The following is an 18,722-nucleotide window of genomic DNA, read 5'->3' on the forward strand; positions in this document are numbered from 1 at the left end:
AGAGAGTAGGAGTTATATATATTTAGTTTTCTCAATCTTCAAAATTAATACGAACTATAGGAGGGCAATACATGAATATCTATGTTTTGCTAAAAAGGACATTTGATACAGAGGAGAAAATTTCATTATCAAACGGCCGTATTCAAGAAGATGGCGCTGAGTTTATCATTAACCCGTACGATGAGTATGCAGTGGAGGAAGCTATCCAGGTGCGTGATGCACAGGGCGGCGAAGTGACTGTTGTGACAGTCGGCGGAGAAGATGCAGAGAAAGAGCTAAGAACTGCACTTGCAATGGGAGCTGATAAGGCAGTTCTTATAAATATTGAAGATGATGTGGAAGATGGAGACCAATATACAACTTCTAAAATATTAGCAGAGTATTTAAAAGAACAAGAGGTTGATTTGATTATTGGAGGGAATGTGGCTATTGATGGAGGTTCCGGTCAGGTAGGACCGCGTGTAGCCGGTTTACTCGATATCCCTTATGTAACTACTGTTACTAAACTTGAAATTAACGGCGAAAATGTAACCGTTACCAGAGATGTTGAAGGGGATTCTGAGATTATTGAAACTTCTCTGCCTTTATTAATTACGGCCCAACAAGGCTTGAACGAGCCGCGTTATCCATCCTTACCAGGGATTATGAAAGCGAAGAAAAAGCCGCTTGAGGAATTGGAACTGGATGACCTTGATCTTGAAGAAGATGATGTAGAAGCTAAAACGAAGAGTATTGAAATTTATCTGCCTCCTAAGAAAGATGCCGGTAAAGTTTTACAAGGGGAAATTCCTGACCAAGTAAAGGAACTGGTTAATCTGCTTCGTACGGAAGCAAAGGTAATTTAAATAAACGGTGATAGTGATAGATAGCAACGAACACAAAGGGAAAATAACGGGAGGTAAAATTATGTCTAGAAAGATTTTAGTTTTAGGTGAAACAAGAGAGTCTTCTCTTCGTAATGTATCCTTTGAAGCAATCGCTGCAGCTAAGACAGTTGCTGAGGGCGGAGAAGTTGTAGGTGTTATATTTGGAGAGTCTGTTACAGAGATTGGGATGGAATTAATTCATTATGGAGCTGACCGTGTTATCGCTGTTGAGAATGAACAGCTAAAACAGTATTCATCAGACGGTTATACTCAAGCCTTGTTAGCTGTGATTGATCAAGAATCTCCTGACGGACTTATTTTCGGCCATACTTCATTGGGAAAAGACCTGGCGCCGCGTGTTGCTGGTAAATTAAGTTCCGGTCTAATTTCAGATGCGATTGGTGTAGAAGAGGCAGGCGGAAATATCGTCTTCACACGTCCAATCTACTCTGGTAAAGCATTTGAAAAGAGAATTGTAACAGATGGACTAGTATTTGCTACAATTCGACCAAATAATATTGATCCACTTGAGCATGATCCTTCCCGTACGGGGGATGTTTCAACTATATCTGTAGATATCAAAGATTTACGTACTGTTATTAAGGAAGTATTACGTAAAGCAACTGAGGGAGTTGACCTGTCAGAAGCTAAAGTAATTGTTGCCGGTGGACGGGGAGTAAAAAGCGAAGAAGGCTTTGAACCACTAAAAGAATTGGCCAACGTTCTGGGAGGTGCTGTTGGAGCATCTCGCGGAGCATGTGACGCCGAATACTGTGATTATTCTCTGCAAATTGGCCAAACAGGTAAGGTCGTGACACCGGATCTGTATATTGCTTGTGGTATTTCCGGAGCAATCCAGCATTTAGCCGGTATGTCTAACTCCAAAGTAATTGTAGCGATCAATAAAGATCCTGAGGCTAATATTTTTAAAGTAGCTGATTACGGAATTGTTGGCGATTTATTTGATGTAGTTCCTTTATTAACAGAAGAGTTCAAAAATCTTCTTGTAAAATCCTAAGTCCATATTTTGGGTAAACAGGGTGGCAAAAGCCATCCTGTTTTTAAACATAAAAGGTAAGTTGTATAAATCCATTTTTTTGAAATTCAGGATAATTAAGCAGGACAGTAGCCATCCTATATAGAACAGTGGTATACTCCACTTATAGTTTACTTAATGTAACCTACTAGGAGGTAATAAACATGGCAATTTCAAATGTATCAGATCAAACATTCGTAACAGAAACAGGCGAAGGCTTGGTTTTAGCTGATTTTTGGGCACCTTGGTGTGGACCTTGCAAAATGATCGCACCTGTTTTAGAAGAAATTGATGCTGAATTAGATGGCAAAGTTAAAATCGTTAAACTAGATGTAGACGAAAATCAAGAAACTGCTGTTAAATTTGGTGTCATGAGTATTCCTACACTTGTTCTGTTTAAAGATGGAGAAGTGGTAGATAAAGTAATCGGATTCCAACCGAAAGAAGCACTTGTTAACTTGATTTCCAAGCATTCTTAAGGTTTAATGTAAAAAGACTTCGGACGACCGGAGTCTTTTTTCTTTTGGAAAGTATTAAAACCTCCTTTAATTGTAAAATCCGTTTATAATATATAGAAACTTAAACTTTAAGTAGAGGGGGGACCCTTTTGAATCAACATATAAAAGATAAGCTTAGCTTGTTACCCGATCAGCCGGGTTGTTACCTAATGAAGGACCGACAAAATGTTGTTATATATGTGGGGAAAGCGAAAGTTCTAAAAAATAGGGTTCGTTCCTATTTTACTGGTTCTCATGATGGAAAAACCCAGCGACTTGTATCGGAGATTGAGGATTTTGAGTATATCGTAACCTCTTCTAATATGGAAGCACTCATATTAGAAATGAATCTAATAAAAAAATATGATCCAAAATACAATATCATGCTGAAGGATGATAAAAGCTTTCCGTTTATCAAGATCACTTCGGAAAGGCATCCTCGATTAATCATTACAAGAAACGTAAAAAAAGATAAAGGTAAGTACTTTGGGCCATATCCGAATGTATATGCAGCCAATGAAACTAAAAAGCTGTTAGACCGGCTGTATCCACTCAGAAAGTGCACAACCTTACCGGCTAAAGCATGCTTGTATTATCATATTGGACAATGCCTGGCACCATGTGAAAAGACGGTCAGGGAAGATGAATATAAACAAATTACAGATGAAATTACAAAGTTTTTAAATGGTGGTTTTAAGGATATCAAGAAAGATTTGCAGGATAATATGTATAAAGCATCAGAAGAATTGGACTTTGAACGGGCTAAGGAATTAAGGGATCAAATCGCGCATATTGAAGCAACAATGGAAAAACAAAAAATTGTATTCAGCGATTTAACGGACCGGGATATATTTGGATATGCAGTTGATAAAGGTTGGATGTGTGTCCAAGTCTTTTTTGTCCGACAAGGAAAGCTGATTGAGAGAGATGTCTCGTTATTCCCTTTATATGATGATCCTGCTGATGAGCTATTGACCTTCTTGGGGCAATTTTATTCTAAGCCAAATCATTTTAAACCACGTGAAGTACTCCTCACGGATGATATTGATATAGAATTAGCTGAAGGACTTCTTGATGTGAAAGTGGCGCAGCCTAAACGTGGAGCAAAGAAAGATTTGGTTAAACTTGCTGTTAAAAATGCAAAAATCGCCTTGCAGGAGAAGTTCTCTTTAATAGAAAGAGATGAAGAACGTACGATTAAAGCGATTGAAAACTTAGGAGAAATCATGGGGATTCATACACCTCATCGAATTGAGGCTTTCGATAACTCGAATATTCAGGGTGTTGATCCTGTCTCTGCGATGGTTGTGTTTATTGATGGGAAACCTGAACGAAAGGAATACCGGAAATATAAAATTAAAACCGTAATCGGTCCGAATGACTACGATTCCATGCGAGAAGTCGTCAGAAGAAGATATGCCCGCGTACTTCGAGAGAACCTCCCCTGGCCGGATTTAATCATAGTTGATGGAGGCAAGGGACATATTGAGGCAGTTCGCGAAGTAATCGAGGATGAATACGGAATGGAGATTCCTGTAGCAGGTTTGGCTAAGGATGATAAACATAAGACTTCCGTACTGCTATACGGAAACCCTTTAGAAATAGTTCCTTTAGGCAGGACCAGTCAAGAGTTTTATCTTTTGCAGCGAATACAGGATGAGGTTCACCGATTTGCAATTACCTTCCATCGGCAAATTAGAGGAAAATCAAGCTTCCAATCTGTCCTGGATGGAGTTCCTGGTATAGGAGAGAAAAGAAAGAAAGTATTGCTTAAGCATTTTGGCTCGATTAAAAAGATGAAAGAAGCCGCATTTGAGGAATTTATAAAATTGGGTATCCCCGAAGCAAGCACCAAGGCTTTATTGGATAAACTAAATGAAGAACAAAAAAATGACTAACCAAAAAACCTGCACCTTTAATTTTATGGTGCAGGTTTTTTATTATAGATAAATAGATATAAAAAAATGTTAAATCGAATAAAATCATAGAGAAAAAAGAGGATGGGACATAACTTATAAACGATCCTGAAAAGACGAACGATATCTAATTTATCGACTTTGTTGCTTATTAAAGAGCTAAGTTGGAAAGTTCCATTGCCTACAGCCACTCGCTTTCCGCGGGGAGGAAGGCTTTAGCCTCCTCGGCTGCGCCTGCGGGGTCTCAGCCTTTCCTCTATTTCCCGCAGGAGTCGGTGGCTTCCGCTCCATTACACTAAGTTTAATAATGGTATACAGAAGTACCTAATCTATTGAAAACAAATAAAAATCCGACCTATTAGGTGAAATATTTATTAAAATATCACCTAATAGGTCGGATTTATCCATTGACTGAAATACTTATGTCCCAGCCCCTTTTAATCAATTCATATTAAATGGTATCTTTATTGTCGGTTTTCACCGTGAAGTATACTTTATTTGCCCGTTTTTTTTGTTCCTCATAGCTTTCAGAAACTACTTTTCTCTGATGTTCTGTTTGGTAGGCAAGAAAGCCTGCTTCTAATTGGAAATGGGTATTTTCGTTGATTGAAAATCTGCGGTTGATTAATTCACCTGTAAGCTCCCACTTTAATTCATCTTTTGTTTCCTTTACCAGCGTAAGGTCGCCCCAACCGGCGTCATGAAAAAACGTGATGGTTTCTTCTGTACTAGATAATGGAAATCTTCTCCCGAGTTGTTTTCCAGCCCAATAAAGAATTTGAGGGCCTTCCTTTCCCAATAAATCTTCCAAAAGGAATTCTCTTATTATTTCATACCCAAATGCAGGTATTAACGGCTCGTTTTCAGTGACAGGTGCCATTTCTTCTGACTCTAACTTATCTTCTTTTGTCATAGTTTCCCCTCTTTCCTTACATTATTATAGCTATATATATGGGAGTGGATGCAAGGGTAAAGTTGTATTTTCTATTAAGTATTTTCCAGGTAATATATAGAAATAGAAAAATATCAGTTATTTACAAATTATCGGCAGAAATAGGAAAACTCTGTATCCGTTTTCTTGACGCATTTTGGTTGAAAGGAGTACAATAAAACCGTCACATAATTGTAAGAATATGTGGAATTATTTTTGTTTTTATACTATTCATCTATTAATTTTGCAGAAAAATGTTTTTGGCATCTTAGATGGGTGGTGGGTTAGATGATTGCAGCTATATTGAAGACCTGCTTGCAATTATTTATGGCATAGTCCTTATCCAAGGCTATACTTTTATTTTTTCATTTTCAGAGGGAGGGTAACTATGGAGAGTCGTCGCGAGTTTAATTTACGTAGGTTACATTCGTTGTTAGGGGTATTACCAATCGGGCTTTTTTTGATTGAGCATTTATTGGTCAATTATTTTGCGACAAGAGGGCCTGAAGCATTCAACAAAGCAGCTGAATTTATGCATGATTTACCTTTTAGGCTTTTAATGGAAATCGTTGTCATCTATTTACCAATCCTTTTCCATGCTGTATTAGGTCTTCATATTGCATTTACGGCGAAATATTCAGTGGGAAGCTACAGCTATTTCCGTAACTGGATGTTTGCTTTACAAAGAATCACAGGTATCGTAACTGTTGTTTTTATCGTTTGGCATGTATGGCAAACGAGGGTGCAGGTCGCATTGGGTGATACAGCAAATGCGGATATGATGGTTGAAATTTTTTCTAATCCATTTATGATTGCGTTCTATATGGTAGGTGTACTTTCAGCAATATTTCACTTTGCAAACGGGCTATGGTCATTTGCGTTAAGATGGGGACTTATCGTAACACCAAAATCCCAAAGAATATTTACATATATCACTCTTGGAGTTTTTGTATTCTTAGCTTTTATGGCTATTCGTACACTGCTGGCATTTATCAACATGGCTTAAACAATTGCAATAGCTTAGCAGGTGAGTCTGCTAGTTTAATAAGGAGAGGGTCGGTTTATGAGTAAAGGTAATATAATCGTAGTCGGCGGCGGTCTTGCTGGTTTAATGGCTACCATCAAAATCGCTGAAGTAGGACATAAAGTAGAACTTTTTTCAGTCGTACCCGTTAAAAGATCCCATTCTGTTTGTGCCCAAGGGGGAATTAATGGAGCGGTAAATACAAAGGGTGAAGGTGATTCTCCTTGGGAGCACTTTGATGATACCGTTTATGGCGGTGACTTCCTGGCTAACCAGCCACAGGTAAAAGCAATGTGTGATGCGGCTCCTTCGATCATTCATATGTTTGATCGTATGGGCGTTATGTTTAACCGTACGCCTGAGGGATTGCTCGATTTCAGACGTTTCGGCGGTACACAATATCATAGAACAGCTTTTGCAGGCGCAACTACTGGCCAGCAATTGCTCTATGCATTGGATGAACAGGTTCGTCGTTATGAAGTGGCGGGTCTTGTTCAGAAATATGAGGGCTGGGAATTCCTTGGAGCAGTGCTGGATGATGAGCAGATATGCCGCGGAATTGTAGCACAAAATTTAACCTCAATGGAAATTAAATCATTCCGTGCGGATGCTGTTATTATGGCAACCGGAGGACCTGGAATTATTTTTGGTAAATCTACGAATTCCATCATTAACACTGGCTCAGCAGCTGCGATTGTCTATCAGCAGGGTGCTACCTATGCAAATGGTGAATTTATTCAAATACATCCAACGGCAATCCCTGGAGATGATAAGCTTCGATTAATGAGTGAGTCTGCGCGTGGAGAAGGCGGACGTATTTGGACTTATAAAGACGGCAAGCCTTGGTACTTCCTTGAAGAAAAATATCCTGCTTATGGAAATCTTGTGCCTCGTGATATCGCAACACGTGAAATTTTCGATGTGTGCGTGAATCAAAAGCTGGGAATCAACGGTGAGAACATGGTCTACTTGGATCTATCTCATAAAGATCCTAAAGAGCTTGATATTAAATTGGGCGGTATAATCGAAATCTATGAAAAATTCACTGGTGAAGATCCGCGCAAATTGCCTATGAAAATCTTCCCGGCTGTCCACTATTCTATGGGTGGATTATGGATTGATAACGACCAAATGACTAAAATACCTGGATTATTTGCTGCCGGCGAATGTGATTTTTCCCAGCATGGAGCTAACCGTTTAGGAGCTAACTCCCTGCTATCCGCCATTTATGGAGGAAGTGTTGCAGGACCAAATGCGGTACGCTATGTAAATGGACTTGCTAGAAACGCTGATTCCCTACCAGATTCTTTATATGAACAGCATGAGAAGGCTGAAATGGAAAAATGGAATCGCATTATGTCCATGAACGGAACAGAAAATGCTTATTCCATCCATAAAGAATTGGGTGAATGGATGACCGATAACGTAACGGTAGTTCGTTATAATGACAAGCTTCAAAAAACAGATGAAAAGATTCAGGAACTGCTTGAAAGATGGGAAAACATCAATATTAACGATACAGCAAAATGGAGCAACCAGGGAGCATCATTCACACGTCAGCTATACAATATGCTTCAACTGGCACGCGTTATCACATTGGGTGCCCTGCAGCGTGACGAAAGCCGCGGTGCTCACTACAAACCGGATTTCCCAGAACGAAATGATGAAGAGTTCATGAAAACGACAATGGCTGATTTTGTTGATGGAAAGTCTGCACCAAATATTTATTATGAAGAGATTGATGTCTCACTTATTAAGCCGCGTAAACGTGACTACTCTAAGAGCAAGGGGGCAAATTAATTATGGCTACAGAAAGTAAAGTACTGTTTAAGATCCAACGCCAGGATAACCCGAACTCTGAGCCTTATTTTGAAGAATTTGAGTTGTCCTATCGACCAAATATGAATGTCATCTCTGCACTAATGGAAATTCGCCGTAATCCAGTTACAAAAGAAGGCAAGAAAACAAGTCCGGTTACGTGGGATATGAACTGTCTCGAAGAAGTTTGCGGTGCCTGTTCCATGGTCATTAATGGAAAGCCTCGTCAATCCTGTACGGCACTGGTGGATCAATATGAACAGCCAATCGTACTGGAACCAATGCGAACTTTCCCGGTTATCCGTGACCTTCAGGTAGACCGTAGCAGAATGTTCGATTCACTTAAAAAAGTTAAAGCATGGATTCCTATCGATGGTACGTACGATTTAGGTCCAGGACCTCGTATGGCTGAGAAAAAACGCCAATGGGCATATGAATTATCTAAATGTATGACTTGTGGTGTTTGCCTGGAGGCCTGCCCGAATGTAAATGATAAGTCCAACTTTATTGGACCTGCTCCTGTGTCACAGGTTCGTCTATTTAACGCTCATCCAACAGGTGAAATGCAAAAAGCAGAACGTCTGAATGCGTTAATGGGTGACGGAGGAATTCAGGATTGCGGTAACTCCCAAAACTGTGTTCAAGTTTGTCCGAAAGGTATTCCTTTGACAACATCGATTGCCGCATTAAATCGGGACACGAATGTTCAGGCTTTCAAAAATTTCTTTGGAAGTGACAAAATCTAAGTCTTTTCATTTTGATAGTCTTAGATGGCTGCAAATAACGGGAAATGAATATAGTTAGTATAAAGGCCGTCTGTAATAGTCAGACGGTCTTTTTCGTTTAGTGGATGTGATAGGTTTGTAGACATATTAATGAAAAGACCAGTTACTAAACTGGTTATTATAGAAAAATATCTAATGAGCCTATTTATCTTTATTCACTCGTGTTAAGAATTGCTCTAGTATTTTCGAATATAATTCCGGTTGTTCAGTGTGGACTAAGTGAGAGGCAAAAGGAATAATACAAACGTGAACATCCGCTTTTAAAGAAGGATACAGTGTTGCCCCTTTGGTTTCAGCAGGATTCCCCTCACCAACCATATATAAAACAGGAGAAGTTATACCATTCAGATTTTTTGTTTCTTCAAAAGGATACCAATTTTCGTCCTTAGCAAAATCAAGGAATTGTCTCCAATTTGTTTGGTGTACACTTTCATAGTAATTGACCATACCTTCATTTAATAATAGTTCAGCCTGTGATTTAACATCTTCCTTATGTAAATCCGTCCAGTTGGTGGGTTTTTCAGCCAGGATGCCTGATACCGTCAAACTCTTCACTTTATGGGGAAATCGCTTTGCGAAAAAAAAGCCAACCAAGGCACCTAATGAACATCCCGCAACATGTGCAGCATCAATATTTAAATGATTTAGAGTTTCCATTAAATCTATGGCTGAGTCTTCAAAGAAATGGCTAAAATCATTTTCTAATGAATGACCATGTCCTCGTAAATCTGGAAGAATGATCTTATATGTATCTTTAAAATATTCTCTCTGATACACAAAGTCATTCAAACCGGTTTCTAATCCTGTATGAAGAAATACAATAGGTTCTCCATCCCCAAAAACTTCAGTATGTAATATCAAATTTATTTCCTCCTTTATTTTAGAATGTATTAGTTGAAAGGATGATTCTCAAGATATGTATAATCTGTGTAGGATATTTTTACGGAGTAAATTAAATATCTTTTGTTGTAAAGCAGTGGGAGGAATCAACTTTATATCGTAAGTTTAACATTACAGTGCTAATGTTTTACATTTAATTTCCATTTTAAATTAAAAAAATGGAATAAGAAATTAAAAAACTATTTGAGTACCTTCAAAATGTGTAATTCCAAAAAACACCTATCCACCAGTAAAATAATTACAATTTCGTCGATTTTTCTGTATAATGAATGAATAGTCATTCATATTTATGGAGAGGTGTGTTCCCAATGGGTAAAATTGCATATATTAAAGACATGGAAGAGTGGAAAGAAGAATTTACTTTTTCTTATTCTATTAAAGTTAGATTTTCAGAGACAGATATGTTTGGGCATTTAAACAATACAGTGCCTTTTACGTATTTTGAACAGGCACGGATTGAATATTTTAAAAGTCTTGGCATGATGCAGGATTGGGTGGATACCAAACATGAAACGATTCCTGTAGTAGCTGATCTTCAATGTGATTTTCTCCATCAGGTTTTTTTCGATGAGAAACTCAATATTAAAGTTAAGGCAAATAAAATAGGCAATTCATCGGTTGATATCCATTATCTTGGTCTACGGGAGGATGGGGTTCCCTGCTTCACCGGTCGAGGAACAGTTGTCCAAATTTCCAGATTAAGCGGTAAGCCGGTAGCTTGGACAGAAGAGATGAAGGAATTGTTTAATGACGGATTGAAGAAGCAACCTCAATCATAAAAACACGTTCATTCTTATCTAAATATAGTCACTCCTTATAGACCAGTCACATACACTATCGTGACTAAATATATACCCAATCCTAAGGTTATGGCTGGTAGCAAGGAGGGTTACAATAGTTGAAGGAGAACGATTTCACTCATAAACCTTTACTCACAAAAAGAGAAAGAGAAGTATTTGAGTTATTGGTACAGGACAAAACAACAAAAGATATCGCTAAGGACCTCTTTATTAGTGAGAAAACTGTGAGAAATCACATATCTAATGCGATGCAAAAATTGGGCGTAAAGGGCCGTTCCCAAGCGGTCGTAGAACTACTTCGAATGGGTGAATTGGAATTATAAGATCATTCAATGATCTTTTTAGAAGCTCGCCTAGCAATTGATCTATTTATCATTGTTCTTGACAATTCCTTTATGAGTCCATAAATTAGGAAGAGTAGCGAATATCAAATCACTATACACGTCATTGTAAAATGTAAAGTATGTGGTTTGAATCACTACTCTATTTTTATGCCCAAGTGATGGATTGGAAAAGAAATAAACTAATGATAAAGTGATATACAGTCCGGTTTAAATAATAGAGCAAAATGCTGCAAGCAAAAGATAGATAGAGGCGATCTGATTTGGATAGAGAAAACCCAATAGGACTTATTGATTCGGGAGTTGGCGGATTAACGGTTTTTAAAGAATTTATCAGGCAGCTTCCAAATGAAAATTTAATATATCTTGGTGATACAGCCAGATGTCCATATGGGCCCAGACCAATGGAGGAAGTTCGAAAGTTTACATGGGAAATGGCTCATTTCCTTTTGAAGAAGAATATTAAAATGTTAATTATAGCTTGTAATACCGCGACGGCTGCCGTACTTGAGGAAATGAGGGCAAGCCTGCCAATTCCGGTTTTAGGTGTTATTCAGCCGGGGGCCAGGGCGGCGATTGATGTATCAAAGTCAAGAAACATCGGTATTATTGGTACAGAAGGAACAGTGCGCAGTAAAGCATATAATAAGGCGTTATTGAGCATTCATCCAAAGGTACACATAGAAAGCTTGGCATGTCCCAAATTTGTTCCTCTGGTAGAAAGCGGTGAATGGAACAGTGCAATTGCTAAAAAAATTGTGGCTGAAACATTAAAGCCCTTGAAAAATAGGAGCATGGATACATTGATTTTGGGATGTACACATTACCCATTGCTAACAGAACCTATTTCAAATTATATGGGATCCTATGTGACGGTTATATCATCAGGGGAAGAAACGGCCAGAGAGGCAAGTGTATTATTGGAGCATGCTGGCATGCTAAATAGGGAAACACCTCAGCCAACCTACAATTTCTATACTACCGGCTCCAGAAGAATGTTTAAATCTATTGCTTACGCCTGGCTTGGTGAAGCAGTAGAAACAGTTGAACATGCTACGCTTAATCAGATGGTAGATGGAGAATAGAAAAGCAACTTATAAAAAAACCTTGCACAATTTTAAGTATGAAAATACTTCGCTAAGATTGTGCAAGGTTTTTTTGAATACATAATTTTTTCTGCCTTTAAAGGTATAAAATGAGCCAAGCCCCGTATATATGTAGTACAAACAGTCTTAGGAGGAATGGTGTATGCCTTTACGAAAGAAATCAACATTGGTTGCTTCGGTACTTATATCATCTGTTTTAGTGTCAGGCTGCGGCTTGTTCGATTTACCAAAAAAAGAAGAAATTGATCCGCCTCAGGATGTTACGTATTTGAAGGAGCAGGCAGAGGGTGAAGAAGAAGTTGTCAGCCAGGAGGGTGTTAACACCAATGAAGAGGCAGGAAAGAATGAAGAGGCATTAAAGGTTCAAACGGAATTATACTTAATGGATGCAAATGGATATATTGTGCCACAAACCATTCCATTGCCTAATACAGAAAGTGTAGCCAAGCAGGCGGTGGAATATTTAGTGACGAACGGCCCGGTATCACAAATGCTTCCGAATGGATTCAAAGCAGTTTTACCGGCAGATACTGCTGTTAAAAGTGTAGACATTAAGGATGGAGTAGCCACCGTAGATTTTTCTAAAGAGTTTAAGGAATATAAAAAAGAGGATGAAACGAAAATCCTGGAGTCAGTGACTTGGACGTTAACGCAATTTGATAAAGTGGATAAAGTAAAATTACAAATTGAAGGGCAAGCATTAAAGGAGATGCCTGTTAATAAAACAGCCATACAAAACGGAACATCAAGATTAATGGGAATCAATAACGATCATACAGACACGACCGATATTATGAATACACGCCCTGTAACGGTTTACTATATGTCCGGTGAAACAGATAACTATTATTATGTACCAGTGACAAAAAGAATCAGTAATCAAGAAAAAGATCATGTAGAAGCCGTAGTCAGCAGCCTGATTAAAGGTCCGGGTTATTCCTCACCGCTTGTTACGGAGTTCAGACCTGATGTTGCATTAGTCGAGGAACCTAAAATAGAGGATGGCGTGGTTACGCTTAATTTTAATGAATCTATTTATTCAAGCTTTGATGGGGAGGAGAAAATAGTATCCGGCCATTTATTAAATGAACTGGTGCTTTCTCTGACTGAGCAAAAAGATATAAAGAAAGTGGCGATTCAGGTAAATGGCGAGGGTGAGCTTCTGAAGGAAGATGGCAAGAAGCTATCGGAACCGGTAACACGACCGGAAACCGTTAATACAGGTAAATACTAATAGTGAAAAAGATGGGCAAGTTCCGTATAGGAGCTTGCTTGTTTTAATTTGGACATAAATGGCAATATTGTTTGGACAGGGTGCTTTTTTATTGAATTAGGGTATGCTAAACTAAGCATGATGTATACATTTAGGAGGTACCTATGAGATTTGATGGTCGGAAGAAGAATGAATTAAGACCCGTACATATAGAAACAAATTATATTAAACACCCGGAAGGTTCGGTGTTAATCAGTGTCGGTGATACAAAGGTGATTTGTACAGCCAGTGTAGATGACCGTGTACCGCCATTTATGCGCGGAGAAGGCAAAGGGTGGATTACGGCAGAATATTCAATGCTGCCTCGTGCAACAGAGCAAAGGACGATGCGAGAATCAACTAAAGGGAAAGTTACTGGACGTACGATGGAAATCCAGCGTTTAATTGGGCGCGCATTACGTGCAGTAGTCGATTTGGAAGCGCTTGGAGAAAAAACAATCTGGATTGATTGTGATGTGATTCAGGCAGATGGAGGAACAAGAACAGCTTCGATTACAGGTGCATTTGTTGCAATGGCGATTGCGCTCGATAAGCTTCAGGAGGCAGGAAAAATTAGCTCCTATCCGATTAAAAACTATCTGGCTGCCACGTCCGTTGGGATGGTTGAGGAGCTTGGAGCGGTTCTTGATTTGAATTATCATGAAGACTCTAAGGCTTTGGTTGATATGAATGTCATTATGACAGGCGCAGAAGAATTTGTGGAGCTTCAGGGAACCGGTGAAGAAGCTACTTTCTCCAGACATCAATTAAATGAATTACTTGACCTTGCAAGTGAAGGTTTACAGCAATTATTTACTGTACAGCAAGAGGCATTGGGAGATATAGCAGCTAAAATTCAGTAAAGCGTACCAATTTATACGATTTTTCTCTTGGGAGGAGAAGGTGAATATGAATACCGTTTTAATTGCAACCAAAAATAAAGGTAAAGCAAAAGAATTTGAAGCATTATTTTCCCCGAAAGGGATTAAGGTCATTACCCTATTGGATATTGAGAATGCGATTGATGTTGAAGAGACAGGAAGTACATTTGAAGAAAATGCCCTTTTGAAGGCTAACGCTATTTCCGCGCTTATGAATATGCCTGTTTTGTCTGATGATTCTGGCTTGGTCATTGATGCATTGGATGGACGTCCGGGTATTTTTTCTGCAAGGTATGCAGGTTCCGAAAAAGATGATAGAGCTAATTATGAGAAGGTTCTTAATGAGCTGAAGGGTGTCCCGCAAGAAAAACGAACTGCCCGTTTTTATTGTGCAATAGCACTTGTCGGTCCAAAGATGGATCCTATCACAGTTTCCGGAACATGTGAGGGAATCATCGCTGACGCGCCGGATGGTGAAAATGGCTTCGGATATGATCCTATTTTCTTTGTGCCGGAAAAACAAACAACGATGGCGAACCTCGAAGCAGAGGAGAAAAACAGAATCAGCCATCGAGCGAATGCTTTAAAAGAATTAGAGAAAGTACTAAATGAAAAAGTAGTGGAATACCTATGAAATGTTTAATTGTCAGTGATAGCCATGGCTTACTGGAAGAATTGGACGTTTTGCATGAAAGACATAAAGAAGAGGTCGATCTGTTTATACATTGCGGGGATTCAGAATTATCTCGTGATGATCAAGTAATTCAGTATTATCAAACTGTACGCGGTAATTGTGATTTCGGAGAGGACTTTCCGGAGGATTTAATTGCACATCTTGAAGACTGGTCAATACTTGTGACACATGGGCATTTATACAATATCAAATCTACGTTGATGAATATTAGCTTGAAGGGGAAAGAGGTTGGTGCGAATGTTATCTGTTTTGGCCACTCTCATATAGCAGGTGCAGAAAAAATTGATGACTGCCTGTATATTAATCCCGGCAGTATTCGTCTGCCAAGAGGAAGTCAGTATAAAACCTATGTGATTCTCGAAAAACAAGGTCAGAATGCAATCGTTGATTTTTACACAATGTCGGGGGAAAAATTACCAGGCTGGCAATTGAAAACAACACTTTCCTAAATCGAAAAAAAGTTGTATAGTAAGTGAAGGGAATATACAGATCAGGATTTGTGAGTTCCCTTCCCTTCACTTTTAAAAAGATAAAAAACTTTTTCAAAAAAGTTATTGACTTATAAATAAAGTGATTATATAATAATAAATGTCGTTAAGGACAACTTGAAAAAATAAAAACATGTCCCAGTAGCTCAGCTGGATAGAGCAACGGCCTTCTAAGCCGTCGGTCGGGAGTTCGAATCTCTCCTGGGACGCTATTAAAAAAACCTCTTATTTTCATAAGAGGTTTTTTTGTGCTTTCTAAATCTAATAAATAGGAAGCTAGAATTATAAAACAAATTCGCTTCTAAGCCCGTTAATTAAAGAAAGAGGCAAAACCTTTTAAAGACGTTTTTTTCCTATTTTACATTGAATATTGTATTGTAATCACAAAGATAACCTATTTGGATTACCTTTCCCTCCGTTTCTGACTATATAAGTTAAAGGCTGGATGGGAACCTTTTGTGATGATATCCGTGATGATTTTAGACAAGATAGTGCTATAGACAAGTCCGTTATCTCCATAGGCAAATTGAAAATGGCAGTGTGGAAATTCGTCATATTGACCGATAAGAGGAAGTCCATCATGTGTCCCGCCATAGAAGGCTCCAAGATAATATTCTGGTTCAGCTTTTATATCGGGAAAGAGCTTATTAAATTCTTCAATAAGCTTCGTCTTTTTATGAATAATTTTTGAATCACGATTCTCAGGATAGATTGTGTTTTCGTCAAGTCCTCCAATGATAATCCGATTATCTGCAGTTGTGCGCATATAGATATATGGGCGTGCTGTTTCCCAAATTAATGTTTGTTTATACCATTCAGATTGCTGAAGATTTTCAACCGGTTTAGTGATAACAGCATATGAACTGGTCAGAAGACAATCCTTATCTTTTTTAAATTCGAGCCCTTCATATCCGGCTGCAATGATGACATGCTTCGCTGTGATGGAATGATTGCGATCCGTATAAAATGTAGCAAAATCCTTATTAAATTTTTTGCCAGTTATTTTTGTGTCTTCAAATATGTGTACACCCTCTTGATGGGCTGCTTGAATCAGACCGTGATTATATTTAAATGGATTGATTTCGCCATCACTATGGATGTACAAGGCTGATTGCTTAGAAAATGGGTAACGCTCTTTAATTTGGCTTTCGTTAAGCAGATCGACAGGGAAGTCGTGCTTTATCAAATAATCATATTCATTTTGTAACTTAGTTTCTCCTTGTGGGTCACTGGCATAATAGAGGCTATCCCTTCGTGTAAACTCGGAATCAATATTTAGTTTTTTCGAGGTTTCTTCAATTTCAGAAATGGCTTGCTCGCATAATTTTGTATGGTAAATGGCTGATTCTTCCCCAAAGGAATTGACCAACTCGAACAACATCTTATCTCCTAAGTATTGAAGGAGGGCGGTGTTAGTCATTGTGCTGCCGGTACCAATTCTTCGTTTATCAACTACTGCTACTTTAAGTCCTTTGTCCCTTAAGAGATAAGCACACTGCGCCCCTGAACTTCCTCCGCCAACAATAAGAACGTCACAAAGTATATCTTCCTCCAACGATGGATATACAGGAGGATTTGGATAGGTTGTTTGCCAATAATATTTGCCACTCTGCAGGTTCATAATCCGTGCTCCTTTTATAGAGATGTTTCGCATAGAATTCCCGGTGGAAATGAAAATATTCCCGTATTAACGCGTGGGTTATTATATAGAGTGAAGTGTAAGTAATTGTATTGTGGTCACTTTATAACCTGAATACAAAAAAGAAACAACCCCCTGATAGATAAACATAAGAGGGTTGTTTCTATAATTAGTCAATGTAAACAGATCTCACCAAGGTGCGAATAGATTCTTCGCCGTTAGGGTGCTTAGTTTTGATATCAATCGTCATATTATAGACGCCGGGCTTAGGAACCTTTGGCAGTGTAGCAGAAATATCGGCTCCGTTGGTGGTCTTCGGCAGGATGTTTTGTGTTAGCTCAACCCCATCTTTATCTATGAATTTAATGGTCATGCTGCTTGTATTTGCATTTTTAGGAGTGTGAATGGTGAATCCGGTTTGCTCTGCTTTGCCAGTTCCGGCCATATCGAGCTTATATACATCCTTTTCGTTAAAGGTAGAGGCTAATAGATACGCATCATCTGCTTCCTTTGCCTTCATTTGTACAGTCCATGTACCAGGGGTGAATTCTTTAATGTTAAAGGTATATAAGCTGGCACCGGAAAAAATCATCTGGTCGGCTGTTGGCTTTAAGAAGGCGGGAATAATGGTTCCATCCGGTGAAACTAGTTCAATAACAGTGGATGGGCTCGCCGTATAGATTGAGATTGTACCGGTAGTTTTTTCAGGAATATAGATCTCTTTTTTTATAAGTTGATTTTGGGCTAAGGCATCCCCATGAATATAGTGGGACGATGTGTTTTGGATAGCTGATTCATATTGATTGGGAAGATCGGTTGTGGTTTTAGTTTGTGCGACAGTGGCACTACGCAAGTAAGGTTCAATTCGTGAAAATACCTTAGAGCCCATGCGAATATTATCATGGTCAATTGAGCTGTCCGTAAACAGATGTGTACCATAGGATAGTTTGGAGCTTGATTCAGTGACCAATCCATCATTATCCCCGTAGGAAGATAAATAGGCGCCTCCCAGGGATAGAGCGGAGAAAGCAGGTCCATGATCCGTTCCTGCCACGGTATAGTACTTATTCTTGTTTCTGTTCGTATGGCCGTCTGTGACAGAACGGAATCTCGCCATTTCTCCAACCTGCAGAGAGTAAGTTCCGGCATCATTTTGACCTAACAAATCCCCAAGCCATCCTGCATACCAACTATTTGATAAGTCTGCCAGCTCCGAGCCACGATGGGGTGACCCTAATGTGATGACCCTGCCGACATAGGGGTGGGCCCCATAATGGATGAGCGCTGCCTGAGTATCTGGTCCGCCCTTGCTATGAGCGATGATGTTTACTTTCTGACCGTTGAAGTGACGCGAGATATCGGCCAGCATCGATGCAAGTAATTCTCCGTTCGTATACTGATTTTCCGACCCATTTCCGGCTGCATCATACAGCTGGACAAAGGCAGTTTGGTATCCGGCTTCATATGCCTTTGTATACATATCATTTACGCCATGATACTCCGTTTCACCGTACCAACTGGTTGAACTGCCATTTTTCCCTTGGACAAAAACAATCGGAGGTTTCTTGGGGTCTAAATTCGCTGGTTTATCACCGAGGAACCATTGGCCAGGTGTGAAGGTTTCGCCGGGTGGTTTCAGTTTGCCTGCTGAGGTTTTTTCGGGCAGGTTAAATGACAAGATAAGAAGTGTGGCTGATATAACAACTCCAATTTGTTTCTTGAGACTGTTCTTCATAATTTCCTCCATT

At 39.1% G+C, this 18,722-nt stretch carries 18 protein-coding genes and 1 tRNA gene; 15 read left to right on the plus strand and 4 right to left on the minus strand.

The features are described from left to right. Positions 1 to 71: 71 nt before the first annotated feature. From AC4D4B_RS11370 to uvrC, 4 genes are all read left to right on the plus strand, one after another. Complete coding sequence (locus AC4D4B_RS11370; RefSeq protein ID WP_066108751.1) at positions 72 to 845, plus strand: electron transfer flavoprotein subunit beta/FixA family protein; 774 nt, start codon at positions 72 to 74, stop codon at positions 843 to 845. A 61-nt stretch (positions 846 to 906) separates the two neighbouring features. Continuing rightward, positions 907 to 1,884 (plus strand): electron transfer flavoprotein subunit alpha/FixB family protein, encoded by a 978-nt coding sequence (locus AC4D4B_RS11375; protein WP_139892817.1) that lies wholly within the window; start codon positions 907 to 909, stop codon positions 1,882 to 1,884. A 182-nt stretch (positions 1,885 to 2,066) separates the two neighbouring features. Continuing rightward, on the plus strand, positions 2,067 to 2,381 hold the full coding sequence (gene trxA / locus AC4D4B_RS11380; protein ID WP_490996477.1) for a thioredoxin: 315 nt from the start codon (positions 2,067 to 2,069) through the stop codon (positions 2,379 to 2,381). A gap of 128 nt (positions 2,382 to 2,509) precedes the next feature. Beyond that, positions 2,510 to 4,297, plus strand: a complete 1,788-nt coding sequence (uvrC, locus tag AC4D4B_RS11385; RefSeq protein ID WP_490996478.1) for an excinuclease ABC subunit UvrC — start codon at positions 2,510 to 2,512, stop codon at positions 4,295 to 4,297. Between the two features lie 469 nt (positions 4,298 to 4,766). Here the strand turns inward: uvrC and AC4D4B_RS11390 are convergent, their stop codons facing one another. Continuing rightward, the gene (locus AC4D4B_RS11390; RefSeq protein WP_490996481.1) at positions 4,767 to 5,228 is read right to left on the minus strand and encodes a YslB family protein; all 462 of its coding nucleotides are present in this window, start codon (positions 5,226 to 5,228) and stop codon (positions 4,767 to 4,769) included. 406 nt (positions 5,229 to 5,634) lie between these two features. Here AC4D4B_RS11390 and AC4D4B_RS11395 point away from each other — a divergent pair, with 406 nt between their 5' ends. Genes AC4D4B_RS11395 through sdhB form a run of 3 tightly spaced genes read left to right on the plus strand, consistent with a single transcriptional unit; the run spans position 5,635 to position 8,834 of the window. Then, positions 5,635 to 6,252, plus strand: a complete 618-nt coding sequence (locus AC4D4B_RS11395; protein WP_490996482.1) for a succinate dehydrogenase cytochrome b558 subunit — start codon at positions 5,635 to 5,637, stop codon at positions 6,250 to 6,252. Positions 6,253 to 6,309: 57 nt separating this feature from the next. Beyond that, a complete protein-coding gene (sdhA, locus tag AC4D4B_RS11400; RefSeq protein WP_066108728.1) occupies positions 6,310 to 8,070 on the plus strand; it encodes a succinate dehydrogenase flavoprotein subunit in 1,761 nt (586 codons plus the stop codon). A 2-nt stretch (positions 8,071 to 8,072) separates the two neighbouring features. Next, the gene (gene sdhB / locus AC4D4B_RS11405) at positions 8,073 to 8,834 is read left to right on the plus strand and encodes a succinate dehydrogenase iron-sulfur subunit (protein WP_066108725.1); all 762 of its coding nucleotides are present in this window, start codon (positions 8,073 to 8,075) and stop codon (positions 8,832 to 8,834) included. Between the two features lie 180 nt (positions 8,835 to 9,014). Here the strand turns inward: sdhB and AC4D4B_RS11410 are convergent, their stop codons facing one another. After that, positions 9,015 to 9,734: an alpha/beta fold hydrolase gene (locus tag AC4D4B_RS11410; RefSeq protein WP_490999934.1), complete on the minus strand. Its 720-nt coding sequence runs from the start codon at positions 9,732 to 9,734 to the stop codon at positions 9,015 to 9,017. Between the two features lie 347 nt (positions 9,735 to 10,081). Between AC4D4B_RS11410 and AC4D4B_RS11415 the strand changes: the two genes are divergently transcribed. From AC4D4B_RS11415 to AC4D4B_RS11450, 8 genes are all read left to right on the plus strand, one after another. Further along, positions 10,082 to 10,552 carry an acyl-CoA thioesterase gene (locus tag AC4D4B_RS11415; protein WP_066108722.1) on the plus strand — a complete coding sequence of 157 codons (471 nt, stop codon included), beginning with the start codon at positions 10,082 to 10,084 and terminating at the stop codon, positions 10,550 to 10,552. A gap of 119 nt (positions 10,553 to 10,671) precedes the next feature. Next, positions 10,672 to 10,896 (plus strand): helix-turn-helix domain-containing protein, encoded by a 225-nt coding sequence (locus tag AC4D4B_RS11420; RefSeq protein ID WP_066108719.1) that lies wholly within the window; start codon positions 10,672 to 10,674, stop codon positions 10,894 to 10,896. 281 nt (positions 10,897 to 11,177) lie between these two features. Beyond that, positions 11,178 to 11,999, plus strand: coding sequence for a glutamate racemase (gene racE, locus AC4D4B_RS11425; RefSeq protein WP_490999935.1), 822 nt, complete (start codon positions 11,178 to 11,180; stop codon positions 11,997 to 11,999). A 163-nt stretch (positions 12,000 to 12,162) separates the two neighbouring features. Further along, on the plus strand, positions 12,163 to 13,254 hold the full coding sequence (locus AC4D4B_RS11430; protein WP_490999936.1) for a GerMN domain-containing protein: 1,092 nt from the start codon (positions 12,163 to 12,165) through the stop codon (positions 13,252 to 13,254). Between the two features lie 143 nt (positions 13,255 to 13,397). Further along, the gene (gene rph / locus AC4D4B_RS11435) at positions 13,398 to 14,135 is read left to right on the plus strand and encodes a ribonuclease PH (RefSeq protein WP_490996487.1); all 738 of its coding nucleotides are present in this window, start codon (positions 13,398 to 13,400) and stop codon (positions 14,133 to 14,135) included. 46 nt (positions 14,136 to 14,181) lie between these two features. Beyond that, positions 14,182 to 14,787, plus strand: coding sequence for an XTP/dITP diphosphatase (locus AC4D4B_RS11440; protein WP_490999937.1), 606 nt, complete (start codon positions 14,182 to 14,184; stop codon positions 14,785 to 14,787). After that, positions 14,784 to 15,296: a metallophosphoesterase family protein gene (locus AC4D4B_RS11445; protein WP_490996489.1), complete on the plus strand. Its 513-nt coding sequence runs from the start codon at positions 14,784 to 14,786 to the stop codon at positions 15,294 to 15,296. The genes AC4D4B_RS11440 and AC4D4B_RS11445 overlap by 4 nt, the downstream gene beginning before the upstream one ends. Before the next feature lie 174 nt (positions 15,297 to 15,470). Continuing rightward, positions 15,471 to 15,544, plus strand: a tRNA-Arg gene (locus AC4D4B_RS11450). 194 nt (positions 15,545 to 15,738) lie between these two features. On the opposite strand, the gene AC4D4B_RS11455 is transcribed toward AC4D4B_RS11450, so the two are convergent. Both AC4D4B_RS11455 and AC4D4B_RS11460 read right to left on the minus strand, forming a co-directional pair. Next, on the minus strand, positions 15,739 to 16,956 hold the full coding sequence (locus AC4D4B_RS11455; protein ID WP_490999938.1) for an NAD(P)/FAD-dependent oxidoreductase: 1,218 nt from the start codon (positions 16,954 to 16,956) through the stop codon (positions 15,739 to 15,741). Positions 16,957 to 17,143: 187 nt separating this feature from the next. Then, positions 17,144 to 18,709 (minus strand): esterase/lipase family protein, encoded by a 1,566-nt coding sequence (locus AC4D4B_RS11460; protein ID WP_490996491.1) that lies wholly within the window; start codon positions 18,707 to 18,709, stop codon positions 17,144 to 17,146. Between the last annotated feature and the right edge of the window lie 13 nt (positions 18,710 to 18,722).

The sequence above is a fragment of the Pradoshia sp. Z6_59 genome (genome assembly GCF_058267515.1).